The sequence below is a fragment of the Prevotella melaninogenica ATCC 25845 genome, assembly GCF_000144405.1.
GTDB classification, from domain to species: Bacteria; Bacteroidota; Bacteroidia; order Bacteroidales; family Bacteroidaceae; genus Prevotella; species Prevotella melaninogenica.
This window is the reverse complement of record NC_014371.1, coordinates 805367-831453: the sequence shown is the minus strand read 5'-3', so window position 1 is coordinate 831453 and position 26087 is coordinate 805367. Positions and strand designations below refer to the sequence as shown.

The following is a 26087-nucleotide window of genomic DNA, read 5'->3' as shown; positions in this document are numbered from 1 at the left end:
AGCTTATGAAAAAACATTTACTTCTTTTGATATATTTATTGGTAACGATAAGCAGTCTTGCACAGGAACGTCTTTATACTGATAAAGAACACGGAGGAGTCGGAAATGGAGTTTTCGGCAAAATCAATGATGAGATAAATGTTTCTCCTACAGGACAACTGTCATACGAAATCCCGATACCAGCTCTTCCCGGAACAGGTGGTATGAAGCCGAATTTATCAGTATGTTACAACAGTTCCACGAAAAATGGTTTGGCTGGATATGGCTTTGACCTTATGGGACTATCCATTATAAGCCGAATTCCATCAGACAGGTTTCATGATGGGATGGCCACAGCAATAGATTTTACTAGTCGTGATCATTTTGCATTGGACGGTCAGAGATTAATAAAATATAACTATTCTTATGGTACGGAAACAGAATATAGAACAGAAAATAATTCTTTCGCAAAAATCTTGGCAAATGGAAAAAGTACCAACCCTACATCTTTCACGGTATATACCAAGTCCGGATTGATATATGATTATGTAACCGTATCAAAAGCATTAGGTAAGGCAGAAACAGACTCAACCCTGTTTTGGCTTGTGTCAAAAGTATCTGACACAAAAGGTAACTATTTCACCGTCACATATGGTGGTGAGGCTAGTACCAATGATTTCTATCCTTCACGAATTGACTATACGGGAAATGCCACGGTAGGATTGTCTCCTTATGCCTCAATCCGTTTTAGTTACATGAGCAATCCTTATTCACCGGTTACTTATGTCAATGGCGCGAGAGTTAAAAGGAGCCAACTTCTTTTTTCTATAGCACTGTTCATGGGAGACCAAGTCGTGCGTAACTTTCAGTTTAATTATCAAGTCGAAAACCGCAAATATCAACTTTCAGAAGTAACAGAGACCGCGTCTGGAGGAGAACATAAGAATCCGACACAACTGACGTGGACCAATCTTAGCGATTTTAAGGTAAAGAATTACAATTACTCCCAGACAAAACTTATTCACAAGGCGACTTTGACTGTAGGTGATTTCAATGGCGATGGATTGGCAGATTTCATAGCAACTCCAGAGAATGACAGAGCAGGTTGGAAAGGCTGGAAACTTTTTATAAGTCATAGCACTTACTTTGAACAGGTCGCAAGTGGGACATGGAACTGGAATGACGATAAACTTGAGCAGGTTGTCTGTGGGGACTTTAACGGTGACGGTTATGCCGATGTTGTTGCAAAACGATGCCATTCCGGCAAATGGCATAACTGCGACTTATACACAACATCGGTGGACAACAACGGAAAGATAAGTCTTGCTTTCTCGAAATGTTTCATCTCACTTCCAACAGACTATACAATCCAAACAGTAGAATTAAATGGCGATGGAGTTGCCGACTTGTTCGCATGGCTTTCGAATTCCAAAGAGTGTAAACTAATCCGCTCAGAGCAGGGTGCATATGGGATAACACCTTTAGGTTATACAGCGGTTAGATATTGCTCCGAAAAGTGGAACAAAGTGGAATTTGGCGATTTCAATGGAGATGGACTGACAGATGTGATGAACCTTAATGACAACGGTAACTGTATCATGTATTGTGATGGTGTGGGAACCATGACTAAGGAGGATAAATCGTCATGGCCTAATAAGAACCATTATCTGGAACTTGGAGATTTCAATGGAGATGGAAAGACTGACATGCTGCTTACTGGGTGGACAAAAGATCCCAATAGAGGAGGATGGAGTACTTGGTGCATCAATTATTCAAAAGGGGATGGCAAGTTTACCACAGAGTATTATGAAAAACCCTTTGATGCACGTTCAAAGCAACTGTATATTGCGGATCTAAACGGTGATGGATTCGATGACTTCCAGGCCATCGACAAGACATCTTCTGGAAGTAATATGACGCAACCGCAGGCCTACCTTAGTGACGGAAGAGGCAATTTTTATAAACAGGTAAAAGGTGGTAGTGTATATGCTACAGACAGGTGGCATTTCTATGTTGGCGATTTCAACGGTGACGGAAAAGCTGATTTCGTTTGTACCTCTAATTGGAATAAAAGCAACTGGGATGGTTATCAGGTTTATTTGATGCCATCTGACAAACATAGTCTTTTGACGGGTATCAAAGACGGTTTGGGCAATTCCACCAATATTGATTATAAATATCTGACAGATGAAAGTGTATTTACCAGAGGCAGGACAAATTCATATCCTCTTGTCTCCATAGGATTGTCATGGCCTGTAGTGGCGTCTGTTTCAACACCAGATGGAATTGGCGGGACTAATGTAACATCTTACAGATATGAAGATGCGTTATTCCACAAAAATGGGCGTGGTTTGCTGGGCTTTGCAAAATGCTATGTGAAAGACGAGACCACCAATACACTGAACACTACCGAATATTCGGTGAACATCGAGAAATATGTGATTGCGCCCAAGCATAGCCAGACCATTGTCAACGACAAGGTGATTGAGGAGAGCTACCTTACATATACACTTAAATCAAACTATGCTTCGTCGTCCTATAATTCTAGCATCTATACCTATATGCCGATGACGGTTCATCAGAAGAACTACGAGTTTAACACCGGTGAACTAATCAAGGATGTAAAGACAGACTATGAGTATGACACTTGGGGGAATACCACAAAAACCATTGTTAAGAATGGAAGCATTGAGACAACCACCACCAGTACTTTCATCAATAATACTGACAAATGGCTTTTAGGCAGACTAACGGAAAGTATTGTTTCCAAATCCAATGAGAGTGGTACAACAACTCGGAAGTCCTCATTCGAATATGATCCGAATTCCGGCATGCTGACCACAGAAGTGTTTGCCCCGGGAAATACCGAATTGGGCTATAGAAAAACATACGTCCACGACAACTTTGGAAACATTGTTAAAAGTACTGTTTCTTCTCTTGATGGCTCATCAGAAAGGATTACTCAAACCCACTATGATGCCAAGGGTAGATATATCGTATCCTCTATCAACAGTTTAGGATTTCTTGAAACATCGAAATACAATGAGGTGGAGGGACTTGTTACCGCTTCAACGGATAAGAACGGCATTGTTACCAATTACACTTACGATAAATTCGGTAATCTTGTTACAGCATCTACCCCTATCTCAAAAGCATTGAAAACTACGGGGTGGAGTGCCGGAATGTCTGATGCACCAGCGAACGCATTGTATTTTGAATGGAACAAGACTACAGGAGAGCCTTCTTCCATCGAGTTCTACGACTGTTTAGGACGTCTGTTGAGAAAAGTTACGGAGTCGGTTAACGGGAAGAAGGTCTACACAGACCAGACTTATGATAAGAAGGGGCTTGTCGAAAGGACTTCTGAGCCATATTATGTCGGCGGACAACAGTATTGGAGCAAGAATGAATACGATGTAGTGGGCAGGACGATTGCGCAAACAGCCCCTGATGGAAGCCGCCACATCTTCGCATATAGTGGACTTAAGACTACGGCAACGGACCCACTTGGAAGCATCAGTACAAAAATTAGCAATCTTAACGGCTTGCTGGCTTCTAGTATTGACAATGCTGGCACAGGTATTACTTACAAATATGATGCGGATGGAAAGTGCATAGAAACTAAGGGGCCAAGGACGACCATCCACTGTTCCTATGACATAGCAGGAAACCGAATAAGTTTGGATGATCCGGATTTAGGGCATTCCCAGGACACATACAATGCGTTTGGAGAGCTCATAGCCCATCAAGATGGTCACGGGGAGACCCGATTTGAATATGACACTGGTGGACGTATTATACAGGAAATCAGACCGGATGTAACAATTTCAACTACGTATGACAGAGGATGGAAAGGTGCTGTTGACGAAGTCGTTTCTGTCGGTTCCATACAGTCGTCAGAGATATATACTTATGATGATTACGGAAGAGTTGTCAAGAAAAATACTGTCATAGATGACAGGGAGTATGAGACGGAGTATACATACAATTTGGCAAATCAGGTTGAGACCATAAAATATCCCAAAGGACTGAAAGTAAAGAATGGGTATGATGCCTGCGGAATACAGATATCAGTTTCAAATGCCGACAACCAGAAACTCTATTGGAAGCTCCATGCCCTGGATGCAAGGAGACAGATTGAGAAGGAAGAATACGGAAACGGCCTCATCACAACAACGGCTCATGATCCAAAGAAAGGTACTATCTCCAGCATATTGACACCCGGAATTCAAAATTGGACATACAGTTTTGATGCCATGGGCAATCTTGTCACACGCCGTGATTTAAAGAGAAATCTATCGGAATCCTTCTCGTATGATGGTTTGTATCGTCTGACAACAGTTCGTAAGAACGGTCAGGTAACACAGTCCATGACTTATGACAACGCTGGCAATATAACCAGCAAGTCTGATGTCGGAACATATATCTATACAGACGGTTCCAACAAGTTGTCTTCCATTACGGATTGCAAGCGTTCCATTGCGGCTTGGGATGAAATCAGCTATAACTCTTTCGACAAAGTTGCCAAGATTGTATCAGGCGATAAAACAATGCTGATAGAATATGGTCCAGACAAATCGAGAGTATTGGTAGACATTCAGGGAGTGCGGAAATATTATGTGGATAATCTGTTTGAGCAGAAAGTTGAAAATGGTAAGATAAGCAGCACGAACTATATCTTTGTGTTGGGAAAGGCTGTGGCAATACTCTCACAGGATGCTAATGACATTAAAGATGTAAAATACATACATCATGACCACTTAGGCTCCATTCAGGCTTATTCCGATGAACTCGGCAAACTGTATCAGGAACTAAGCTATGATGCATGGGGATTAAGACGTAACCCAGAGACATGGGTAGTATTTGATGTGATGGCATCAAACAATGCTTATAATGATCATGGCTTCGGCGGACATGAGCATATTGACTTGTTTGAACTGGTCAATATGGACGGTAGAATGTATGACCCTGTCGTAGGGCGTTTTATTTCCGCAGACCCGTTTATACAGAGTCCGGACTTTACACAAAGTCTGAACCGCTATGCGTATTGTATAAACAACCCTCTTTCCCTGATAGATCCATCTGGATATAGTTGGTTCAGCAAAAACTGGAAAACAATTACTGCGTCTATAGTTGGTATAGCAGTTTCTGTAGTAACTGCAGGTACAGCGAGTGGACCTGCTATTGCCATAATTGCAGGGGCTGCAGGAGGTGCTGCTGGCGCTTTGACGGGTGCCCTACTTAACGGGGCGAATCTTGGTCAAATAGCAAAAAGCACCTTTGTCGGAGCCGTAGTTGGTGGCGCAAGTGGTTTTTTGAATTTTGCGTCAGGCGATGGTACTATATTCGAGCAATTGTTTAAACATACGTTTTCACAAGCTTGGCTAGAAGGTGTACAAGGAGGTAATATGCTCCACGGTTTTATGATGGGAGCTGTATCTAGTGGTGGAAGTCATCTTATAAATTCAGTAAACTTATCTGACATAGAAAAAATTATGGCTAATTCTATATTAAGTGGGACGATTGATGAAATTGGTGGGGGAAAATTTGCCAATGGTGCAGTTACAGGTGCATTCTCCATTTTATTTAATGATTTGTCTCATTCACTTGGAACTAGAAGGGCAAAGAAAATATATGATGAATATTTAATTGGATCATATGATGGTAATGAATGGATAGACGCACTTTCTCTTGCGAAGAAAATAGGAGGAGAAGTTAAACAGGAATTAACTAAATGGAATGCTGCTGGTAATGATCTAAATGGATGCGCTTTACGCTTAAGCATGGCATTAAACAATGCAGGTTATACAATTCCTGCAATGGGAAAGCAGACCCTAAAGGGTGCAAATGGAATGAATTATATTGTAAATGCGGAATTGATGTATAATTATTTAAGGAAAGTATATCCAGGCCATATCGTGTCATATACACATCATAAAAAAGTAAATTACGGCTTGCCTTTCATCCCCAAAAGATATTTCAGTAATGCTTCTGGCCATGTAGATGTAGTTTTTAATTATAAATGGGGATCAACAGGAGGTTATGGATATTACGACCAACAAAAGAAAAGAGATTTTCAAGTTTCTGTAATACAATAAAAAGTTATCTACACATGTCAAAATAGAAGCTAATTTAACTAAACTTAGGACGAGAGGTAGCGTATTATAAATATATACGCTACCCCTCTAAAAAAGCAGTATCCAAATTTTATTTATTAAAACAGATACAATATTGAATAAAACTACATTTAGGAAAAGATATGAAATATGCTCATCTTAGATTGATTTTACTGATGTCTTTCGTAATTTTAGACGTTCATATCTCTGCTGCATCCAATATAAGTGGAGATACTGTTATTATTGATGGAAAATATAAATCTCATCACGAAATTAGAACTTTATCCAACTCGGTAAATGTTGAATATAGATGTATACGTAATAATTTACCTCTTGTAGACATTTTCACTCTAAGCTTGGATTTAAAAGGGCATCCTACAAGCATGAGGATGATTTCAAAAGATAAGCCAGGCACATACAAAGTGCGCATAAATTATGAGGAAAGAATAAATTTCATAAGGCTTGTGCTATGGAATATCGCAAATAATTATAACTTAAGTCATCTTCACCAGATATTTATATGCCCTTCTGATTTTGGAGATGCTTTTATTCAAATAAATAGAGAAATTAACAAGAATAAAAAACGAACAAATTATACTATCTCTTCGCAATTTAAGAATAAAAATAATAAAATAATATCAGATATTTCAAGAATTCTAGGTGATTACAATCTCAGCATCAAAGAAGTCATAATAGAAGATGAAATATTAAAATATAGTAGAGAAGAGTATCTTAAGTTATTCAATTATTCTGAGGAAATAAACACCTTACCACGCGTGTTTTATGAGCCTATTAGAATTCTTTTGGTAATTCATAATAAAGAATAACGCGCGAGATCCTAAATTGGCTATTACAACATTATTTATGATAGTTTAGAACGATTTGATCATTGGATAATCTCAAAAGCAAAGAATTATAAATTGATTGTAATGTAAACTGCTTTGAAGATATTTCGTTGCGATGTCAGATTATTTTTACTTACAACATCAAATCAACTTCTGAAGTTCCAGCTTGCCTATTTAATCACGACTTCGGAGTGATTTAATCTCCCCTTTTGGGGCAAGGGTCTTTGTGGTACAAATGGCAATTTGTGGTACAAAGACACACCTTGCTGATGTAGAAAATGGGATTATAAGCCCATACCGTGTTACTGCATTCACTGAATACAGTAACTCGGCGTAGGCTTACATTCGAGGAATGCAGTACTTCAGAGTTTCCGCCATCTTTCCACATCATCTTTGTATTGGTTGAGATGTTCTCGAAGCACCTGCTCCACATATCCTGAAACGCTTGCTCCCTGCTCACCGATTTTCCTCACCACGAAGTCCAACTTTCGTTGAGTTTCCTCTGATACATACACGGCTTTGCGGTGGCTGTTGCGAAAGGGCTGGAGATATTTCCCCTGAAACTCGGATAATTGCTTCCTGTCCTTTGTTTTTCCCATTCGTTGATAATTCTCTTCGATAGAAGTAGCCCTTTCCGTTGGTGACAACTCTGTTTCTTGATAGGACGGTTGAGAATAGTCCTTGTGACTCTCCTTGTCATTTTGTTCCTCAACTTTAACAGGCTCAAATCTTTTCTTTTCCTCTTCATAATCTATCGGCTGGTCAAAATCGGGCAACTCTTCGGGCTTGCGGAGCTTAACGCCATAATTGCCCATATCTCGAAGGGCTTGTTCCAGACGTTGTTTCCTTTGTTCATCTATTCTTGCCATAATTTCTTGGGTATTGCGTTATAATGTCTTTCGAGCATAGCTTGTATGTCGCTTTGCCTGTAAAGTATCTTGCCTCCGATTTTGCAGTAGGCTATCGTTCCGCTGTCCCGATAGTCCTGAAGTGTGCGGGTACTCAGACGTAACAGACTGCAAACCTCCTCGCCAGTGAGGTAAACCTCTCCGCCTAACATCGGTCGGGCTGTAGAACAATAACGCTCCAGTTTCTTTAAGATGCCCTCCATCAGTTGTGCAAACAACTGCATCTGAGGGTCTTCCTGCGTAATGATTTCATTCTCCGCCATAGTTCATTCATTCATTGTTTGCGTTCAGTAAATCCGTGATGTCGCTCTCCTTGTAATAACACTTGTGTCCAATCATTGAGAAAGGGATTTTTCCCGTATCTCGGTATGATTGCAGGGTACGCTTGCTGATACCGAGTCTGCGACATACAGCTTCGTTGTCGAGCCATTCGTCCTTTTCGGGCGGATTGCCGATGAGTTGTTCGATACTGTGGATAAAGTCTGCAAATTCGGAGCAGTGCCGCTCCCACGCTTTGCGGTCGATGATAATGAGTTTCATTGCCTTGATTTTGTTTTGATTACTTTATTGTTACTCGGCAAACAAACTGTTATGCAGTCCATTGCCGTACTTATCGAGTGCAAAAGTAAACCCTCGGAAGTACCGCTGCAAGAAATGAGGAAAAGCAGGGAAATAGAGAGAATACAAGAGAAAAGACCAAAGGAGATCCATCTGTGTTATTGCGGTAATGAGATGAGGTGCCGGCTCTTTCCTTTTATCACATAGCAATTATTCTTTCGACAGTTCGATAGTTCGACAAATCGATATGTAGAACTATCGATATATCGTTTTATCGATAGATTATTTTGACGATATATAGTTTTGACAACAGATAGTCATGACAATAAATTGTACAAACAACAGATAGTCCGTATTATCGTCAGTCCTATCTATTGTTGGTTGTTACGCCTTGCGTCCAAAGAGCCTGAGTATGCCGTATTCTTGTCGTGCCTATACTCTCTTACGGCAGCCCTGCCCTGCAAGGTTGGGAGAGATGAATACGACCGCACGTATATTGGGAATTGCGATACAGCCATAAAAAAAGAAAAATCCTGCGGTGGAGATTCTTCTCTCCATCCGCAGGACTCGACCTTGTCAGGGCAGATTGGCTGCCGTTATACCTTTGCACGATAAGAAACGGCTCCAGGGGCTTTGCGTGCGCCTTTGCTTACAACGTCTTCGGGCTTGCTTCCTCCGTCAGTCTGACCGTTGGCAGGTTGTTGCTCTCGATGAGCAGCACTATCGTGCCTGTGAGTTCGGTGTAAAGACGGTCGTATTGCTCGTCAGAAGCCAATGTGTCCGTCAAACCGAACTTGTCGAATGTGGCTTGAATAGCCTTGTTCGACAACAATATGGGTGCGAGCTTCTCAGGGAGTGGTGTAGGCAGTTCCCTCTCAAACTCGTTCTCCAAGACGGAAACAAGCGTGTCGTACTTGGAAAAGTGCAAACCGTGATACAATACCTCACTTGCTATGCTCTCTGCTTCGAGGTGCGTAAAACCTTGCGCCACGGCATCGCAGTAAGCAGTTAGAGCCATGTCTGCTCGTGTGGTGATAAACTCTGTGTCGTGCAATCTTTCGGGGTGATGCTCACTCATATAACTTCTTAATTTCAACCGAAAGTAGGAAAGTTCCTGTTTGTTGTTCTCTTTCATAATTGTTTGGTTTTCAATCGTGAATAATAAATGTTTGGTAATTACTTCCTTTTTATGCTTGTTGCAATGGAACGTTCTGCCGTGCTATCGACTCACAATAACCTTCAAAGGCTGAATGCTCTCTATGAGTGAGTGCGGTCATATCCTCTTGTATCTTATGGTCGGTTATCTTTCCGTAAATTTGTGTCGTACCGATATTGCTGTGTCCGAGCATCTTGCTGAGCGTTTCCATCGAAATACCATTGGAAAGGCAAATCGTGGTTGAGAATGTGTGGCGAGCCATGTGAAAGGTCAAGCCCTTATCTATCCGGCATATCTGCCCGATGTTCACACATGCAAAGGATGCTTTCCTTATTGTGAGATTGGGGAATATCAAGTCGTCTGCTTTCTTGTCCTTGATATAAAGCGAAAGGATTTGGTTGGCAATGGGCAGGAGTGGAATGATGGCTTCCACGTCTGTTTTCTGCCTTTTGATGCGGATTTCCTCTGTGCCATCTGCATTACGGATGATATGCTTCGGTTTGAGCCGTTGCATATCTACACGAGCCAGACCAGTAAAGGCACAGAAAAGAAATAGCTGCCTTGCACGTTCAAACTGCTTGTCAATAATGGGCGTTTGTAGTACTCGTTGCAGTTCTTCTGTTGTGAGATACCTGCGTGTTCGGTGTGGTAGTTCCACCTTGTAATCCACAAATGGATCGATGCGAATGTATTTCTTCTGCTGTCCGATGCCGATGAGTTTTCTAAGGAAGATGACCGCTACCTGAATAGTGGCAAGAGAAAGGTTGCGCTCTGATTTAAGGTAGAAGTCCATCCCTTCGATAAAACCATAGTCAAGCGATGAGTAGCGAATATCCTCCAGCCCCAAGCGTTCACGCAGATAGGACTCGATAAGCTGTGCTGCATAGATGTAGTTGGTAAAGGTCGGCTTGGCAACCGTTATTCCCACACAAGGACGCTTTTCCTCAATAAATAGTTGGGCTTCCTCCATAAGAAAACCTTTGGGCTTGTCTTCTTCCATGAGTTCACGCTTCAGCAACTTAGCGGTGATATAGCCACGTTGCCAGACTAATTCTTGATACTTCGCTTTGGCTTGTTCCTCTTTGGTTTGCAAGTAGCGGTTGATTTCCTTTGTTTCTTCGCCTATACCTTTGCACCGTCCCTTACGACTGTCCCAAAGTTCGGGAGCGATTTCCTTTCCCGTGCTGTATTGTACCTGTTCTCCGTCTATGGTGATGCGCCCCATAATCGGGCATTTGCCGTTCTTTTTCTCTTTGGAGCGATTAATATAAAAGAGTGTCTTGAATGTACTTCGTGCCATGATGTCAAAGTTTTAGGGTGAATGTATCTTGTATTCGCTGCTGCACTATCTGCATATCCCTATGTATTCTTTCGGAGGAAACCGCTGCATATACCTGTGTTGTTCTCAGGTTGGTGTGTCCGAGCATACGGCTCACCGTTTCAATAGGTACACCTGCCGAAAGCGTGATAAGCGATGCAAAGGTGTGTCTTGCCATGTGAAAGGTCAGCGGAGTTTTCATACCGATATTTCGCTGTATATAGTGCATGCCATTGAGGATAACGTCGGTGGTTGGAACGTCAAAGACAAAGCCTGCCCTTATCCCTCTATAACGATTCATGATAGTCTGCGCAGGGGGAAGCACCTGTACACGATACGGAGTTTTGGTTTTCATTCGCCTGCCCTTGATGCAGAGTTCACCCTCTTCAAGGACGATGTTTTCCTCTCTGAGATTGCGGACATCGGAGATGGCAAGCCCTGAAAAGCAGGAGAAGACGAACAAATCACGAACAATACGATAGTTCTTCCATTCAATCTTCAACTCGATGATGCGCTCAAGTTCTTCCTGCGTAATGCTTCTCGGTTCGCCTTTTGGTCGCTCGTAACTGTAGCCCAAGAACGGATAGAAGTCCAGCGCACCTTTCTTTACCGCTATGCGGACGATGGTCTGCAAGGTGGATAAGGTACTGGATATGCTGCTGCGTTTCAGTCTGCGGTCGATGGTGAGATAATACTCGAAGCCCTCGATAAAGGACTTGTCCAGCTGTGAAAGAGGAATGTCGCTTACCTTGTGCTTCTTCTGCACATACTCACGAAGCAGGGATAGCTGGTAGGTACGGAGTTTGAATGTCTTTAAAGCTCTATCAATGCCTATGCGCTCCTTTGTCTGTGTGAGATACTCCCCGAAACTCTCCAAGAGCAAGGCTTGACAGTGGATTTGCCCCTGATAGGCATCCCTCACGTCTGTGGCGGTAAAAGATTCTTCTCTTTCACAGAGTTCATGAAAGCGTGCGTGGATGAGTGCGGTGCATTCGCCGAGTTTCTGATTGACGGACACAGCCATGCTGCTCTTACCGATGAGCCGTTGCTTACGGCTGTCCCAAAGAGCGAGCGGAGTCTTACACTTGGTGGAGAAGCCCGAATGGGTTCTGCCAACGGAGATTCGCCCAATGACAGGCACAAGTCCTTTCTTGTCGGTTCGTTTCGCCTGAACGAAGAACGATACTTTAAGTTTGTTTTCTTTCATTTTTCTGTCGTTTTTTCTAAATTTCCTTTGCTTGCAAAGGTACAGATGAACAAGTATTCCTGAGCGATGCAGAAAAATGAAAGATGAAGAATAAAAACCTATGACACAGTTGTTTACATTCAATTCGTAACCCCTTTTTGCTTTTTCCCTGATGGGTTACGATTTGGTAACGGAACTCCTGCCGTTTGATGCTCGTACTTGCTTACCCTTAAAACAGCAAGAAAATGCTAAATGGTACTATTTCAAATAGTTACATTCTCTGTATTTCCCTCTGTTTCCCTTGATTCTTAACTACTGATTATGCCCGCAAGATGAGCTTAGATTTACGCATGATTGATGAAAAAGGGTACTCAGATCATATCGACAACAAGGCAAGTCACTGTGCCAAGATGCTCAATGACTATTATCAAAAGTACGATACACAAAAAGGAACGCAGTTTGTTTTCTCTGATTTGGGGACTTACAAGCCTGGCGAATGGAACGTCTATTCTGAGATAAAGCGTAAGTTGGTAGAGGACTATCATATCCCTTCCTACGAGATACGCTTTATTCAGGAATGTAAAAACGAGAAGGCAAAGAAAGCGATGGTAGATGCGATGAATCGTGGTGACATTCGCATTATCTTCGGTTCTACCTCTATGTTGGGAACAGGCGTAAACGCACAGCAGCGTGCCGTTGCGGTCCATCATTTGGACACGCCTTGGCGACCTTCGGACTTGGAGCAGCGCAACGGACGAGCTGTGCGCAAGGGAAATCTTATCGCCAAGGAATTTGCGGACAACAAGGTTGATGTGATTATCTATGCCGTGGAACGTTCCTTGGATAGCTACAAGTTTAACCTGCTGCATAATAAGCAGCTTTTCATCAATCAGCTGAAGACAAACACGCTTGGCAGTCGTACCATCGATGAGGGTTCGATGGATGAGGACAGCGGCATGAACTTCTCAGAATACGTAGCAGTGCTTTCAGGTAATACCGAGCTTTTAGAGAAAGCAAGATTGGATAAGAAGATTACCACCTTGGAATCAGAACGCAAGAACTTTCTCCGTGAGCGTGATGCCGCAACGGGCAAGTTGGCAGAGATTGAAAGTTCTGTATCCTTCCATACGGATAAAATCAAGGAGGCACAGTCTGACTTAGCTCTCTTTGAGAAGCGTGTGGAGCGTGATGATGAAGGTACACCTATAAATAAACTGACAATCAAAGGTGTGGAAGACAGCACCGATATCAAGGCTATTGCTGCACGTTTACAAGAAATAGACGAGAAGGCACGAACCAAGGGCGAGTACAACAAAATCGGTGAGATATACGGTTTTTCCATAATGGTCAAGACGGAGAGCACTTCAAAAGACTTGTTTGACTGTTCGGTGAACCGCTTCTTTGTGAAAGGGCAGGAGAGTATCTACTATACCTATAATAACGGTAAGTTGGCAACAGACCCGAAACTTGCGTGTCAGAACTTCGTTAATGCCTTGGAGCGTATTCCAAAGGTAATAGAGTCGCATGAGAAGGAAATGGCAAAAGTTGTGGCAAATAAAGACGTTTACACCAACATTGCCAACAGTTCTTGGAAAAAAGAGGACGAGCTTCGCTCACTCAAAGGCGAGGCAGCAGAACTTGACAGAAAAATTGCACTTACATTGAACGAACCAAATGAAGAAAATGAAAAATCAAACGAAAATGACCAATCCGAGTATTTAAAACAAAATAGTAGTAATAGTCCAAATACTAAAAAGGAAGAGGAGGGGGTAATTTATTCAAGTTCTATGAATAATAGAAACAAACAAGAAGAAAGTAAGGGATATATTGTAAAAACCAGACTGAGATAAATAGCGATGGTGTGTCATAATTGATACACCATCGTATTATATTATTTCCACAAAGAGTATTCTCTCCATTTTTCAGGAAAGCCCATGTCTTTCAAAACTACCAATTTGGGAGATTTGTCCAATAGGGTGAGCAAACTCTTTCTAAATGAGCTATCAGGACTGATTATTTGCTGCAAATACAAAATTACTGATAAGTAGGCAAACAACTTATTGTCCCTTATCGTTGCAGCTTCTTGCTTTGACAAGAAAGGATAATTCGTTCTATAAGGAAACTTCAAGCCTATTGTAAAGCGGCGATTCCATACACGACTATGATGGGCACAAGTATTGCGTAAAGACGATAAACCATGCATCCAATTCTTCAGAATATCGACATTGTATAGTCCCAAATCCCTGCAAATTGTTTTACTAGAAGGATTATTCTTATCCAAAGCAAAAAACAACTTACTCAATGTTCCCATAGAAACAACCTCTAAGGTCATCCACGCTGGCGGAAAAGCAGGTTCGCTATATTTTTGATAATAATGAGCTATAAAATCCTCATTACTTCGCTTGACCTCTTTCATTAAATCCCCTACAACAGGGTGTGTCAATGCGATAAACTTATCGTGGTGAAAGTATAACTTATGATTGAGAAACCAAAAGGCGTCATTTTCATCAACGGAATAAGTTAAGGCGATTCTTGTTCTTAATGCCACCTCGATTTTTTCAATGGCATTGAAGATTAAAGAGCGTAAACGCCTATCAAAACAATAAAGGTCTATCACATCTTGAAAAGAAATGTCCTTTCTCAGAAATTCGTGATTAGCACCTTTCCCATTATTTTGAAAAGGGTATGTGTATGCTCGTAATCTATAATAACTTATGTTATAAAGATATTGGGACGCAAGTTTTTCGTCTCCAATATTAAGTCCTCGATCGCATAGCTTTTTAACCTGCTCAGATGTGTCTATGGGCTTCTTTTCGTACCTCATAACCGTATATAAACTCGAAGACCTCCCCGGGTGCGCTGTTCTGATGAGAAGCGTGGGAGGTCATATTGACTGCAAAATTACTGCTTTTTTTTGAATGCGCAAGGAAAATGCCGAAAAAAATCATTGCAAGCGATGAATTTTCCATTAAAAGTAGCATCAAATGTAGAAATTACAAATATTTTTTGTCCGCAACGCTATCTTTATCGGTTCAATAGTTTCAAACAATATATGGTAAATTCCTTATCAAAGAAATAAGCGAGTACTGTTATCGTTGTGTGCGGTAAATCCGCAACCAACTTTTTACTTGCGAAGGTAATTATTTTGTTGTGTAAACACTTGCATTTACACAACAAAAATAATCTAATCAGAAAATCAATTACCAACCATCTCGCTTCCGTACCATTTCATCTATCTCTTCCCGAAGGAAAAGCAACCTGCCATTGGCTTTAAGATAGGGAATTTTTCCTGCCCAAACCCAGTTGTAGATGGTCTTTTGCTCCACTTTGAGTATCTTGGATACATCAATGATATCCAAGTATTCGGGTTTCAAGGGAGGATGGACGGTCGTGTCAACAGATTGATCCTGCAGGACAAGCAGGCGGTCGAGTTTATCCTCGACGCTTATCAGCTTGTCGAACAGGCGTTTTTGCCAAGTGTCTTCGGTTTTATAATCTATGTACGGCATAGTTCTCCTTTTTGATAGTTACCATTGGTATCTTGTGCCAAGATACGTTGTTCTTTCATATAGGCGATGTATTTCTTTGCAGTTCTGTCCTTGATTTCCATTTCGCGCATCAGAACCTCACAAAGTTCTTGGTAAGTGAGCTTGAAAGAATTTCGGAAGGCTTCTTTGACAACGGCAATGAGTTCTTCAGTCTTGCGCTTTTCCTTGTCCTCTTTAGACTTCTCGCCACGATAGACGTGCATGTCCTCTGCCTTATCCCAGCCGAAAAGCATCATCGGTACGTCCAACGGACTTCCGTCACGGACTTTCAATGCTTTTACGACCGAGTATTCGGGATTATCATCTTTCTCTATGGAAAGAATTCCAGCTGCTTTGCGCTGCAATTCTGAGCCGATATGCCCACGGAGTTTAATACCATTCGGTACGAAGTGTAGCACGCATATGATACAGGTATTATAAATCCCCGCCAAGCGATAAAGCTCGTCCACAATGGCAATACTTTCCGTTTCATCGTTGGCAGAACGTATTAAGTCGGCTATTCCGTCAATCACCACAAGGTGGATGCCTCCATGCCTGTGATGGAACAAGTCCATACTCTCACGGATAAGGTTCAGTCTGTCCTTACGAGACAGAGAGGCAAGGTACAGAGAATGGCAAAACTCCGGTACTGCCGTCAAAGAAGCCCTACGCAGTGTCTTACCCAAGTTCTTGTGCAACTGTGCCTCGGACTGTTCCGTGTCATAGTGTAGGACCGCCAAGCCTTTGGGATTGGGGGTAATCTCTAATCCCAGGGTCTTCTCTATCGGCAATCGTTTTTCTCCCAACGCTCCGGCAAGGATGGCACCCACATAGTTGCTCTTGCCTGTCCCCTCACCTCCAGTAATGCAGAACAGGTTATCCTGTGTGCCGAGTGGCACACCGTTTACTGCTACTACTGATTTGGAAATGTCCGGTGGATTCTCATAATCAATCTCACAGGAACGTAACATCATCATGGTTTGGCTATATAGATCTGAGAACATCTTGGCAAGCAGCTCTTTCAGTTCCTTTGCCCCGTTGCCTAAGGCAAAGAAATCAGAAATGTCTTTTTCAGACTTCGTACCACTTAGCGGAAGTGAAAGGTTCAAGACCTTGTATTCCACCAGATGTTCAGACTGTTTATGTGCCTCCCGTACACCTGTTTCATCCGCATCATATAAGAGTATTATATGCCTAAAACGAAGCTGAAGGCTCTCAATGATACTTGTCGGTATCTGTGCCGTTTCACTGTTGAAGCAAATCGCATTGAAGCCGTGTGCATACAATGAGAGTACATCCTTTTCTCCACCTGTAATGAAAAGCATATCTCCTTTGGCAGGAATCTGCTCCATTCCGAAGCAATACGTGGCAGGCATCCGTCCACCATAAAGAAAGCGGATTTTTGGACTGTGAGGTCGGTATATCTTTACATAGCCGTTTCCGATATAGGCAAACATAGGTTCCGTAGGTGAGCTATAAAGTTCAAACTTCCTGCCTTCAGCAGATACACTTTCATAGCGTTTAAGACTCCGTACACGAAAGCGACGGAGTGTATCCTCATGGATGCCATAATGTGCCCAATAGTTCAGCAGACCATCGTCAAATGGCTGTATCTCAAAACTATATGGATGTTCTTCCGTACACTTGGTTATATCAGCCTTAGGAGTGGGAACAATAGTTTTTTTATATGTTGACGTGATATGGCTGCTATGCTTTCCACCATTACATAAAGAATACAATCCAAGTTCTTGTACAATCGTTTCCAATACTTCGGGAAAACTTGTTTTCAGGTTCAAATTACGGAGGGTTGCCACAAACCAGAAGCAATCCTCAGAATAGGTGGTATCTCCATGATCATAGAATTTGTAAGAGAAAGTTTTCCTGTCGTAGTAGATATGGCAGGAAGCCCGCCTGTCGTCATAGAATGGACTGCGGAAGTTGCGATGAAGGTTCACCTCAAAGCCAAGGAAATGGGAAAACACATTCAAACCTCCTTGTGTAAGTAAAAGAATCTGTTCCTTTTCTATCATAATTGTCGGTTTTTAGGATTAAGACATGAACTCATGATGAGATTGTCCTTGAAACGGTTGAGCCGCCCAAGAACCTCATCGTTTCTCATACCTGATACGCGGAGTCGGTTACATTTCGTGGCTATCACGATAGACTTGAAGAAGTAGCGCACATCGCCACCCTCCGTGTAGCGGTAACGCACTAGCTGCTTCTTGCGCCAGCGGTAAAGGGTGAGGGTGTGTCAAAATTGATACATCCTCTTTTTTATTCTTCCTTTACTTTGTGTACCACATAATTCGTTATTTACTGCAGCTATGCTGCTAATTTCATATAAAATGATTTATTGGGCTTTAAATAACCTATATAAACTTGTATACAGCATCTGAAGGTGACTAAAAGTAGCTCCATAACGGCTTTTATTTCCTTGAGATTGGTTTTTCTACACATTTTCCCTATGTTAAAGGCAATAGCGAAGAAGGCAAAGTCCATATTGACCTTGTCTTTCCCAAAATGCCTAAACCTCTTGTAGGCTTTATTATATTTTGTTTGTCCAAAAACAGCTTCAGGTTCAATGCACCTTCGTCCTCGATGCTTGATGCCTTCTTCCGAGGTCAGTAGTTCCCGTGCCTTTTGTTTATAGTGCTGTAGTTGGTGGTTTACTTCTATAATATTGCTGTCCGGTAAAACTTAAATAACATATAAATCCTTGCGGAATAGCCTTTATATAGGTAATTCCGCATTCTTTTTTGAAATCCAAGCCCCCTAATCAAATAAGTCAAGTTCTTTTGGTGGTGAATTTGCCTTTTTAGCTATTATGATGAGTTCATCATTTTGTGGATTTTCCATAAATGAGATGAAATCAGTGTAATACATCAGTGTGAGCCTCAGCATGGTTACCAGCTGCGAGAAGGATACGTGTCTTTTTATCATTCTGGAGATAACGGTACAAAGCAGATTGGCAATGAGTACCACCCATGTCTGTATCTGTATGGCATTTACACTGTCACCATAGAAGAAATGCAGTGGGAAGTTCTGTTTGAGCTGCTTGTAAAGGGACTCTATAGCCCATCTTCGCTTGTAAATCTCCTCAAGGTCCTTTACATCAAGCTCAAAGTTATTGGTCAACAGGACAACTGACTTATGTGAGTTGTCACTCCACAGTTCCACTCGTCTTGCCTGGTGTCTTATCTCCCCCTTCTCAAAGACAATCTTCTTGTCTGTATGTGTAACCAATCCATCAGGGCTTACATAGGTTACTGAGGACAACTCCGTATAGGTGAGATTCTTCTTCATCTTGGTCACATAGCATACCCCTTCCTCTGTAAGTCGCTGGAACTGTGCATAATCAACGTATGCTCTGTCCATGGTAAGGGTAGCATCCTTAGGAAGATGCACTTCTTTAAGTAGATAATGATCATGTGTGGCGGCAGAGGTAAGCTGTACGACCATGGGAACGCCAACATGATACTTCATCACCGTATGAACCTTCATACCGCCTTTCTTCTTACCACTCTTGGGGTGTCTGCCTACACCCTTGAGTATGTTGTCAAAAAGGGTAATCGTAGTTGAATCCATCATATACAGAAGCTTTTCCCATGTCTTCTGTTCACCTTTAGGACGGCTGTCCGATAAAAAAGAACCATAACGCTCTAAGAGGTACGCATAAACGCTTGCAAAGAACTCTTGTGGGCGACGCTTGTTGGCATCAGCAAGCGTACTACGACGGACGACATAGTCGATGCCAAGATGATGCAGTTTGTTTACTTCAGCCTTCATGCCTATCTCCACTTCCCGAAGAGAATCAAAGTGTTTGAGAACACCGAAAAGCATTATGACAAGGTGAGTCCACCCATCAAGACGCTTCACATAAGCTTCACTTCGGGGTGTTTCAAGGCTGATTTGCTTGATTTGTTGCTTATCGAGTAATTTTATTAACTGATTATAGACCGGCTGTCCGATAAAATGTGTACTTTTGCCCATGTTATTGAAGTTTTATCGCAGAAACAAAAGTAACAAAAAGGGCTGAAATCCAAATACGGATTTTAGCCCTTAACTTTTATATGTGAAAAAGGGTTACCGGACAGCAATAAAAGATTATCTATGACTTTGCTGCCCCAACCTTCTTTCTTTTGGAGGTAGAGAATAAAGTGCCCTACTTTCCAATAGTGGAAAAGCATATCTGCATTTGCAGAGGCTATCATGCGTACTTGCGTATGCTCAAGGTCAGAACCGATGGCTCGAACAATGAGTGATAAATATTGTTTCTCTGCTTTATTTATTTCTTGACTCATATTGTTTCGGTGTTATAATTGATTGAATTTACTCATGGCATTCGCCTTGATGTCGTCCGCAATATCTATGTAAGGTTTCATAGCCTTGTAATCGCTATGCCCAGTCCATTTCATAACTACTTGCGGTGGAATGCCCAATGCAAGCGCATTACAGATAAACGTTCTACGACCAGCGTGTGTTCCAAGCAAGGCATATTTAGGTGTAACTTCGTCAATGCGTTCATTACCTCTATAATAAGTTTGGCGTACAGGTCCTTTATATCGCGCAGATAAATAACATAGTCATTCAAGCCTCGCTCATCAAAGAACTCAAAAGTAAGTCTTTCACGAAAGTTGATCAAATGATTTTTCACGGCTGCAAACTTCTCATACGTGGAATCTGTCCAATCGTTCTGACGTCCACAGTCCTCTACGAAATCATCAAACATCTGAAAAAATCGCAAGACAGTGCTTCCTTTTTGGGATTAGGCTCTTCGCTCGCAGGTTTGTGCAAAGTATTGAAAGCCTCCTTTATCTGTTCGGGCGTTGGTATTACGTCTTCTACCTCAAACCTCTTAAAGATTGACTGTATTTCCGTGTAATACTCCAAGAGCGAAGCATTGATTTCGGCTGCCGACTGTTTGAACTTGTTGGTGCAGCTATTTTTGACCCGCTGTTTGTCGGCATCCCACTTGGCAGCATCAATGCGATAACCCGTAGTAAACTCGATGCGCTGGGAGGAGAAGTTCACACGCATGCGAATAGGGACATTCTCCACGATGGGAATGCCTGCTTTCATACGACTCTCAAGAGCAAAGATGATATTGCGTTTGATATTCATATGTTATAATAGAGATTTTAGACTTCTAAACTCCACTGAATACTTCGTGGCTGTTTTATGGTCACATGTAATTAGAATATTCTCATCATTTCTACACTCTGCATTTGTAGACCAGTTATAGCTTCCTGTTATTACAATTAAGTTATCTATAACACAAAATTTATTGTGCATTATTCCTCCACGTGTTCCTCGAATCTCTTTATGATCAAAGTTTGACAAATCCACTCCATGGTGAGCATTTACCCCATCCTTAAAAGTCACAATCTCAATTCTTAATCCCTCAAGACGTTTTTCCTCTAGAGCTTCTTTAATTTTTTCATTGGTAAACCAAGCCATTGCTACCAAAATAGATACTCTTGCTCCTTTAATAGCATTGATTACCTGCTTTTCGTTTTGCCGAAATAAAGCTAGGTTTTGAACATCCTCATTAACGATTACCCCCTCCCACATGAAGCCCTGATCCCCTTTATTAGTTATCTTTACTCTATCCGGAAGTAAAATGTTATTTATCTCTTCTATTGCTTCATTGATATTTGCTGACTCTATTAAAAGTTGTTCTATCAACTTCTTTAAACTTTCTTCATCAAGTTGAAGTAGCCTAGCTCTTGAGTATTGTGTTTTAGAGGTGTTTAGATTAGATCCATTAAGTTTTGGCAACCCATTATCATAAACATCATCTCTAAAACCATATGCTTGAAAGAGAGACACAAGATCTTTTCCGGTCCTATTTTTCCATATACTTTCTGCTCCTCCTATAATGAATGGAATCAGACCCTCCTTAGATGCGTTGGTAATAGCCATATTGAATTTTTTGTATTGATATTATGCACCCAAAATTACACCCAAATTCTGATATACCCAAGAAAATTCTATGATTTTTCATTTTACTTGAAATGAACTCAATACACTAAAAAACAGCAGGTTGATATCTCGTGATGTTTTATGACATAACAAGAGAAAGAGCCCCTCTCTCCGCTTTAGGTACTCTGAACAGACCAACAGAGAAATCCTAACAAAACGTAAGAGGGTGTGTCAAAATGTACACATCCTCTTTTTTCTGCACAAAGCCCCGACTTTCTTAAGCCAGGGCTTTGCTATTTCCTAAAGTTTTTGTACCTTTAGGCATACAAAAAATCTCATTATGACAAAGGTACACTTTCGTTCTTACATACACAAGAAAATGATTCTTTTTCCTCAAAGAATCGATAAGGATATCGCAGAAGATGACCCTGTTCGTCTTTTAGACGCCTTGGTGGATAATCTTATGTTGGATAATGTCTACAAACTTTATAAGCCCAGTGGTCGCAAGCCTTATCATCCACAAATGATGCTCAAGGTGATTCTTTACGCCTATATGAATAATATCTATTCCTGCCGTCGTATAGAGTCGCTTCTCAAGCGTGACATTCATTTCATCTATCTTGCAGGATATGAGCAGCCTGATTTTATTACCATCAATCGTTTTCGTAATCGTGTGAAAAAGGAAATCAACAATATATTCACACAAGTCGTATTAGTACTTGCAGCCAAAGGTTTGATAAGTCTTGACGTTGAATATATTGACGGCACAAAAATAGAATCGAAAGCCAACAAGTATACCTTCGTTTGGAAGAGAACCGTGGAAAAGAACCGCGCCAAGTTGCAGGAACAAATACGCACACTTTTGCTTCAGGTTGACGATGTCATAGCGCAGGACAATGCCGCTAAAACAGAAGGTGTCGAGTTTACTGCAGCTCTGCTCGATGAGATATCCGAGGAATTGAACAAGTCTTTGGAATCAGCCCCTGAGCCTAAGACTAAAGAAGATAAGCAGGCTGTTAGAACCAAGAAAAAACAGCTTAAAGAACTTGAGAAGAAACGTAATAAACTCCAGGAGTATGACCAACACCTTGAGATTATGGGAGAGAGAAACTCCTACAGCAAGACCGACCCTGATGCCACGTTTATGCACATGAAGGAGGACGCTATGCGGAACGGACAGACTAAGCCTGGATATAATCTGCAGATAGCAACGGAGAACCAGTTCATCACCGACTTTGCACTCTATGCCAATCGTACCGATACACTCACACTACCTTCTTTCTTGGAGTCTTTCAAATCACGCTATCATCGTTATACCAAGACAGTCGTAGCCGATTCGGGGTATGGCTCCGAGGAGAACTATCTGTTCATGGACGTACATAATATGGAAGCCTATGTGAAGTATAACTACTTCCATAAAGAGCAGCGTCCACGCTACACACCTAACCCATTCAGTCCCGCAAGCCTTTATTATAATAAGGAACAGGATTTCTACGTCTGCCCTATGGGACAGCATATGAAGCGTATAGGTATGAAGCGTTCCCTAACCTCTAATGGATTCGTTACTTACAGCGTACGTTATCAGGCAGAACGCTGTGATGGTTGTCCCTTGAGAGGCTCATGTTTTAAGGCAAGAGGGAACAGAATTATAGAAGTAAACCACCAACTACAGCACTATAAACAAAAGGCACGGGAACTACTGACCTCGGAAGAAGGCATCAAGCATCGAGGACGAAGGTGCATAGAACCTGAAGCTGTTTTTGGACAAACAAAATATAATAAAGCCTACAAGAGGTTTAGGCATTTTGGGAAAGACAAGGTCAATATGGACTTTGCCTTCTTCGCTATTGCCTTTAACATAGGGAAAATGTGTAGAAAAACCAATCTCAAGGAACTAAAAGCCGTTATGGAGCTACTTTTAGTCACCTTCAGATACTTTATACAAGTTTATATAGGTTATTTAAAGCCCAATAAATCATTTTATATGAAATTAGCAGCATAGCTGCAGTAAATAACGAATTATGTGGTAGACAAGGTAAAGGAAGAATAAAAAGAGGATGTATCAATTTTGACACACCCTCTTTTTTATATACATTCTTCTTCTCTGAGTACGTACAGAGGGAGTAAATACGGGTCAGTCCCAAAACCCAGTTGCAAGTCTATACTCTTAAGCACATATTTTCATAAGTATTTATTACCTTTGCATCATGAAGAATCACCAATTATTACGTTGTATCTTTCCAGATGTACTTGCCGACTACTTTGATGTTGTCGATATTCAAGAGAGTGTTTCGCAGATTGACTTTTGGCTTGACGAGCGTAACTTTATGGAAAAGTCAGACCATAAGTTAGGCACTGTAAGCAGTTATGGTTTTACCAGCGAGCGTGTTATTCAGGACTTCCCCCTTCGTGGCAAAGCAGTTTACCTCCATGTTCGCCGTCGCAAGTGGCGTGACAGTTCCAACGGAGAGATATTTACTTATTCATATGATGACTTGACGGCTGAGGGCAGTAGACTATCCCCCGAGTTCGTTTCTTTTTTAAAAGAATAGAATAGAGTCCACCGCAGAGAGCATCGCAAGTATCGGTGCTCACTATGGCGTAAATGGCAAGCTGTTATCCACACAGTACAAGGAGTATTTCAGTGATTACCGTAGCTGGGATCAGTTGGGACATGCTCAAGACTGGCTATTGTTTGAAGATAACATAGGTGAGAGTCTAAGTATTGATGAAACCTGTCTAAGCAGTGGCGAGGTTTATACTTTTCTGACCAACAAGGCGGGGAAGGGCAGAAAAGGGACTTTGGTAGCTGTGGTTAAAGGGACCAAGGCAGAGGACGTTATTCAGGTTCTCAAGAAGATAAACCTTTCTAAACGGAAGACTGTCAAGGAGATAACACTCGATTTGTCATCTTCTATGATGCGCATAGCCCACTCTGTTTTTCCCAAAGCGCTTATTACCAATGATAGATTTCATGTGCAGAAACTATATTATGATGCTCTGGATGACATGCGTATCGCTTACCGATGGATGGCAAGAGATAAAGAGAATGAGGAGATAAAAGAAGCTAAAAGTAAGGGTAAGGAATATATACCCTTTAGATACAGCAATGGTGACACGCGTAAGCAGTTGCTCGCCAGAGCAAAGTTCATATTGACCAAGCACAAGACCAAGTGGACTGAAACACAGAAAGGTAGGGCACAAATCATCTTTGAACATTATCCGACACTGAAAAAGGCATATGATTTGGCTATGAAACTTACCGATATTTATAACATCAAGAGCATCAAGGATGCTGCAAGGCTGAAGCTGGCTAAATGGTTTAATGAGGTTAAAGAGTTAGGAGTGGACAATTTCTACACGGTGATTGACACGTTTGAAAATCATTATCAAACCATACTCAATTTCTTTGTAAACAGAGCTACGAATGCAAATGCCGAGTCATTCAATGCTAAAGTTAAGGCATTTAGGGCTGCAAGTCCCAAAATGGAGTGCAAAGTATGCGCTATGGCGGTCGGTAACGGCAGTCATTCGTTCCAAGCTATCGCCAAATTTGTCTGCTAATACCTTCGATCCTCTTCCATCAGCACGGAAAAGCAATGTGTAATAAACAGTCTGTGCAATCCATGCCCAGTCGAGTCTTTTGTTACAGTACAAGCCGCTCTTATCGAAACCAACAACTGCTGATGACTTGATATATTCTTTAATCTTATCAATCACAGGTTGCGCATTTCTCTTAGCCTCATTTACCCAGTTCACCAGCGAACCTTCGCTTGGAGTGAGTCCAAATACCTCACGCAAAAAACTTGCTATGCGACCCGTAAGGAAGAAATTGAACGACACTCAGATAAACCACTAAGGTCTTTACGCTTGAATCATATACCACGTTGTTTGACCGCCGTCTCAGTACCGTCCGAATACGTTCACCACAGTTCTTGCATATCATCACATAGTGTCGGATTTCCTTGATTACGGGCTTCAACTCTGGAATGGAAATAACCTGCGTCACATAATCAAGCACACTCCGTAAGTTTATAAGTTTCGTATCTTTCTTGCGAATTTCAAGGTTCAGAGCATTTATGTTACGGTTCGATTTGATAATCTCAGTATACTGCTGATTGATAGTTTCACGCAACAATCGCATATCTTCCGTTATGCCTTGTAATACTTTTGATATGTCCGTAACTTGCTCTTTCATAGGTATAAAGGTACAAAGAAAATCTGAAATACGCAAGAAAAATAAGCATCTTTATAGTCTTTATACGAAGATTTTAGAAGAGAGAATACAGACTGATCGATACCGCTGAATAGTTACAAAATAGATAAAACTATAAAGGGTAGAACTATGAAGATGCCGCTTATAATTATGAGTAATAGCGTTATATATTTATTTTCTTTACGCTTACTCCTAAGGTACAAAAAACTGAGGGGAATTAAACTTGTGACCAGACATTGTAATAAAGACATTATTACGATATAATGATAAAATATAAGAGCAATACCAGCCCAGAATAACAAGAAGATTAAAGGTATAATCGTATGCGTAATACTGAACCATGTCACCTTCCCTTC

17 protein-coding genes and 6 pseudogenes are annotated in these 26087 nt (G+C 41.4%); 7 read left to right on the top strand and 16 right to left on the bottom strand.

Features of this window, described 5'->3' with window-relative positions:
• The first annotated feature begins 5 nt into the window (after window positions 1-5).
• Window positions 6-6077, top strand: a complete 6072-nt coding sequence (locus HMPREF0659_RS10270) for a T6SS effector amidase Tae4 family protein (protein ID WP_013265501.1) — start codon at window positions 6-8, stop codon at window positions 6075-6077.
• A 161-nt stretch (window positions 6078-6238) separates the two neighbouring features.
• Window positions 6239-6922 (top strand): hypothetical protein, encoded by a 684-nt coding sequence (locus tag HMPREF0659_RS10265; RefSeq protein WP_044046086.1) that lies wholly within the window; start codon window positions 6239-6241, stop codon window positions 6920-6922.
• Between the two features lie 380 nt (window positions 6923-7302).
• Here HMPREF0659_RS10265 and HMPREF0659_RS10260 read toward each other — a convergent pair whose 3' ends face one another.
• The 3 genes from HMPREF0659_RS10260 to HMPREF0659_RS12505 are packed head-to-tail and all read right to left on the bottom strand — an operon-like array spanning window position 7303 to window position 8388.
• Window positions 7303-7809 carry a DUF3408 domain-containing protein gene (locus HMPREF0659_RS10260; protein ID WP_044046085.1) on the bottom strand — a complete coding sequence of 169 codons (507 nt, stop codon included), beginning with the start codon at window positions 7807-7809 and terminating at the stop codon, window positions 7303-7305.
• Window positions 7797-8111 carry a helix-turn-helix domain-containing protein gene (locus HMPREF0659_RS10255; protein WP_013265149.1) on the bottom strand — a complete coding sequence of 105 codons (315 nt, stop codon included), beginning with the start codon at window positions 8109-8111 and terminating at the stop codon, window positions 7797-7799. The genes HMPREF0659_RS10260 and HMPREF0659_RS10255 overlap by 13 nt, the downstream gene beginning before the upstream one ends.
• A 7-nt stretch (window positions 8112-8118) precedes the next feature.
• Window positions 8119-8388, bottom strand: a complete 270-nt coding sequence (locus tag HMPREF0659_RS12505) for a helix-turn-helix domain-containing protein (protein WP_013265199.1) — start codon at window positions 8386-8388, stop codon at window positions 8119-8121.
• A 321-nt stretch (window positions 8389-8709) separates the two neighbouring features.
• Here HMPREF0659_RS12505 and HMPREF0659_RS12780 point away from each other — a divergent pair, with 321 nt between their 5' ends.
• The gene (locus HMPREF0659_RS12780; protein ID WP_167310036.1) at window positions 8710-9021 is read left to right on the top strand and encodes a hypothetical protein; all 312 of its coding nucleotides are present in this window, start codon (window positions 8710-8712) and stop codon (window positions 9019-9021) included.
• Between the two features lie 34 nt (window positions 9022-9055).
• On the opposite strand, the gene HMPREF0659_RS10245 is transcribed toward HMPREF0659_RS12780, so the two are convergent.
• Genes HMPREF0659_RS10245 through HMPREF0659_RS10235 form a run of 3 tightly spaced genes read right to left on the bottom strand, consistent with a single transcriptional unit; the run spans window position 9056 to window position 12087 of the window.
• Window positions 9056-9541: a DUF1896 domain-containing protein gene (locus HMPREF0659_RS10245; RefSeq protein ID WP_013265117.1), complete on the bottom strand. Its 486-nt coding sequence runs from the start codon at window positions 9539-9541 to the stop codon at window positions 9056-9058.
• Between the two features lie 52 nt (window positions 9542-9593).
• The gene (locus HMPREF0659_RS10240) at window positions 9594-10862 is read right to left on the bottom strand and encodes a site-specific integrase (RefSeq protein WP_013265284.1); all 1269 of its coding nucleotides are present in this window, start codon (window positions 10860-10862) and stop codon (window positions 9594-9596) included.
• A 4-nt stretch (window positions 10863-10866) separates the two neighbouring features.
• Window positions 10867-12087 carry a site-specific integrase gene (locus HMPREF0659_RS10235; RefSeq protein ID WP_013265494.1) on the bottom strand — a complete coding sequence of 407 codons (1221 nt, stop codon included), beginning with the start codon at window positions 12085-12087 and terminating at the stop codon, window positions 10867-10869.
• Window positions 12088-12374: 287 nt separating this feature from the next.
• On the opposite strand from HMPREF0659_RS10235, the pseudogene HMPREF0659_RS10230 reads away from it, so the two are divergent.
• Window positions 12375-13916 (top strand): annotated as a pseudogene (locus tag HMPREF0659_RS10230) (helicase-related protein); the annotation flags it as partial.
• Between the two features lie 41 nt (window positions 13917-13957).
• Here HMPREF0659_RS10230 and HMPREF0659_RS10225 read toward each other — a convergent pair.
• The 9 genes and pseudogenes from HMPREF0659_RS10225 to HMPREF0659_RS10195 all read right to left on the bottom strand — a co-directional run bounded on the left by HMPREF0659_RS10225 (window position 13958) and on the right by HMPREF0659_RS10195 (window position 21515).
• Window positions 13958-14890, bottom strand: a complete 933-nt coding sequence (locus HMPREF0659_RS10225) for an Abi family protein (RefSeq protein ID WP_013265648.1) — start codon at window positions 14888-14890, stop codon at window positions 13958-13960.
• 376 nt (window positions 14891-15266) lie between these two features.
• Complete coding sequence (locus tag HMPREF0659_RS10220) at window positions 15267-15575, bottom strand: helix-turn-helix domain-containing protein (protein WP_009228984.1); 309 nt, start codon at window positions 15573-15575, stop codon at window positions 15267-15269.
• Complete coding sequence (locus HMPREF0659_RS10215; RefSeq protein WP_013265412.1) at window positions 15563-17623, bottom strand: bifunctional DNA primase/helicase; 2061 nt, start codon at window positions 17621-17623, stop codon at window positions 15563-15565. Before HMPREF0659_RS10215 ends, HMPREF0659_RS10220 begins: the two co-directional genes overlap by 13 nt.
• Window positions 17620-17835: pseudogene (locus HMPREF0659_RS12500) on the bottom strand (DNA-binding protein); the annotation flags it as partial. The pseudogene HMPREF0659_RS12500 and the gene HMPREF0659_RS10215, both read right to left, overlap by 4 nt.
• Before the next feature lie 80 nt (window positions 17836-17915).
• Window positions 17916-18278: pseudogene (locus HMPREF0659_RS12495) on the bottom strand (transposase); the annotation flags it as partial.
• 87 nt (window positions 18279-18365) lie between these two features.
• Window positions 18366-19583, bottom strand: coding sequence for an IS4 family transposase (locus HMPREF0659_RS10210; protein WP_044046083.1), 1218 nt, complete (start codon window positions 19581-19583; stop codon window positions 18366-18368).
• 110 nt (window positions 19584-19693) lie between these two features.
• Window positions 19694-19894, bottom strand: a pseudogene (locus HMPREF0659_RS10205) (PDDEXK nuclease domain-containing protein); the annotation flags it as partial.
• Between the two features lie 12 nt (window positions 19895-19906).
• Window positions 19907-20714: pseudogene (locus HMPREF0659_RS12270) on the bottom strand (Arm DNA-binding domain-containing protein).
• Between the two features lie 3 nt (window positions 20715-20717).
• Window positions 20718-21515, bottom strand: a complete 798-nt coding sequence (locus HMPREF0659_RS10195; RefSeq protein WP_013265047.1) for a phospholipase D-like domain-containing protein — start codon at window positions 21513-21515, stop codon at window positions 20718-20720.
• 340 nt (window positions 21516-21855) lie between these two features.
• On the opposite strand from HMPREF0659_RS10195, the gene HMPREF0659_RS10190 reads away from it, so the two are divergent.
• From HMPREF0659_RS10190 to HMPREF0659_RS10180, 3 genes are all read left to right on the top strand, one after another.
• Complete coding sequence (locus HMPREF0659_RS10190; protein WP_013265873.1) at window positions 21856-23517, top strand: IS1182 family transposase; 1662 nt, start codon at window positions 21856-21858, stop codon at window positions 23515-23517.
• Window positions 23518-23722: 205 nt separating this feature from the next.
• Window positions 23723-24067 (top strand): ISAon1 family transposase N-terminal region protein, encoded by a 345-nt coding sequence (locus HMPREF0659_RS10185; protein WP_013265355.1) that lies wholly within the window; start codon window positions 23723-23725, stop codon window positions 24065-24067.
• A 1-nt stretch (window position 24068) separates the two neighbouring features.
• A complete protein-coding gene (locus HMPREF0659_RS10180; RefSeq protein ID WP_458692620.1) occupies window positions 24069-25079 on the top strand; it encodes an ISAon1 family transposase in 1011 nt (336 codons plus the stop codon).
• On the opposite strand, the pseudogene HMPREF0659_RS13075 reads toward HMPREF0659_RS10180, so the two are convergent.
• Window positions 24999-25713, bottom strand: a pseudogene (locus HMPREF0659_RS13075) (IS66 family transposase); the annotation flags it as partial. The gene HMPREF0659_RS10180 and the pseudogene HMPREF0659_RS13075 sit on opposite strands and share 81 nt — an antisense overlap.
• Window positions 25714-26087 lie beyond the last annotated feature (374 nt).

Bases quoted from the DNA above. Each gene is read 5' to 3' on its own strand.
- HMPREF0659_RS10265 (WP_044046086.1), top strand. From the start codon at position 6,239: ATGAAATATGCTCATCTTAGATTGATTTTACTGATGTCTTTCGTAATT.
- HMPREF0659_RS10240 (WP_013265284.1), bottom strand. From the start codon at position 10,862: ATGGCACGAAGTACATTCAAGACACTCTTTTATATTAATCGCTCCAAA.
- HMPREF0659_RS10260 (WP_044046085.1), bottom strand. From the start codon at position 7,809: ATGGCAAGAATAGATGAACAAAGGAAACAACGTCTGGAACAAGCCCTT.
- HMPREF0659_RS10225 (WP_013265648.1), bottom strand. From the start codon at position 14,890: ATGAGGTACGAAAAGAAGCCCATAGACACATCTGAGCAGGTTAAAAAG.
- HMPREF0659_RS10210 (WP_044046083.1), bottom strand. From the start codon at position 19,583: ATGGGCAAAAGTACACATTTTATCGGACAGCCGGTCTATAATCAGTTA.
- HMPREF0659_RS12505 (WP_013265199.1), bottom strand. From the start codon at position 8,388: ATGAAACTCATTATCATCGACCGCAAAGCGTGGGAGCGGCACTGCTCC.
- HMPREF0659_RS10270 (WP_013265501.1), top strand. From the start codon at position 6: ATGAAAAAACATTTACTTCTTTTGATATATTTATTGGTAACGATAAGC.
- HMPREF0659_RS10235 (WP_013265494.1), bottom strand. From the start codon at position 12,087: ATGAAAGAAAACAAACTTAAAGTATCGTTCTTCGTTCAGGCGAAACGA.
- HMPREF0659_RS10185 (WP_013265355.1), top strand. From the start codon at position 23,723: ATGAAGAATCACCAATTATTACGTTGTATCTTTCCAGATGTACTTGCC.
- HMPREF0659_RS10255 (WP_013265149.1), bottom strand. From the start codon at position 8,111: ATGGCGGAGAATGAAATCATTACGCAGGAAGACCCTCAGATGCAGTTG.
- HMPREF0659_RS10190 (WP_013265873.1), top strand. From the start codon at position 21,856: ATGACAAAGGTACACTTTCGTTCTTACATACACAAGAAAATGATTCTT.
- HMPREF0659_RS10195 (WP_013265047.1), bottom strand. From the start codon at position 21,515: ATGGCTATTACCAACGCATCTAAGGAGGGTCTGATTCCATTCATTATA.
- HMPREF0659_RS10220 (WP_009228984.1), bottom strand. From the start codon at position 15,575: ATGCCGTACATAGATTATAAAACCGAAGACACTTGGCAAAAACGCCTG.
- HMPREF0659_RS10215 (WP_013265412.1), bottom strand. From the start codon at position 17,623: ATGATAGAAAAGGAACAGATTCTTTTACTTACACAAGGAGGTTTGAAT.
- HMPREF0659_RS10245 (WP_013265117.1), bottom strand. From the start codon at position 9,541: ATGAAAGAGAACAACAAACAGGAACTTTCCTACTTTCGGTTGAAATTA.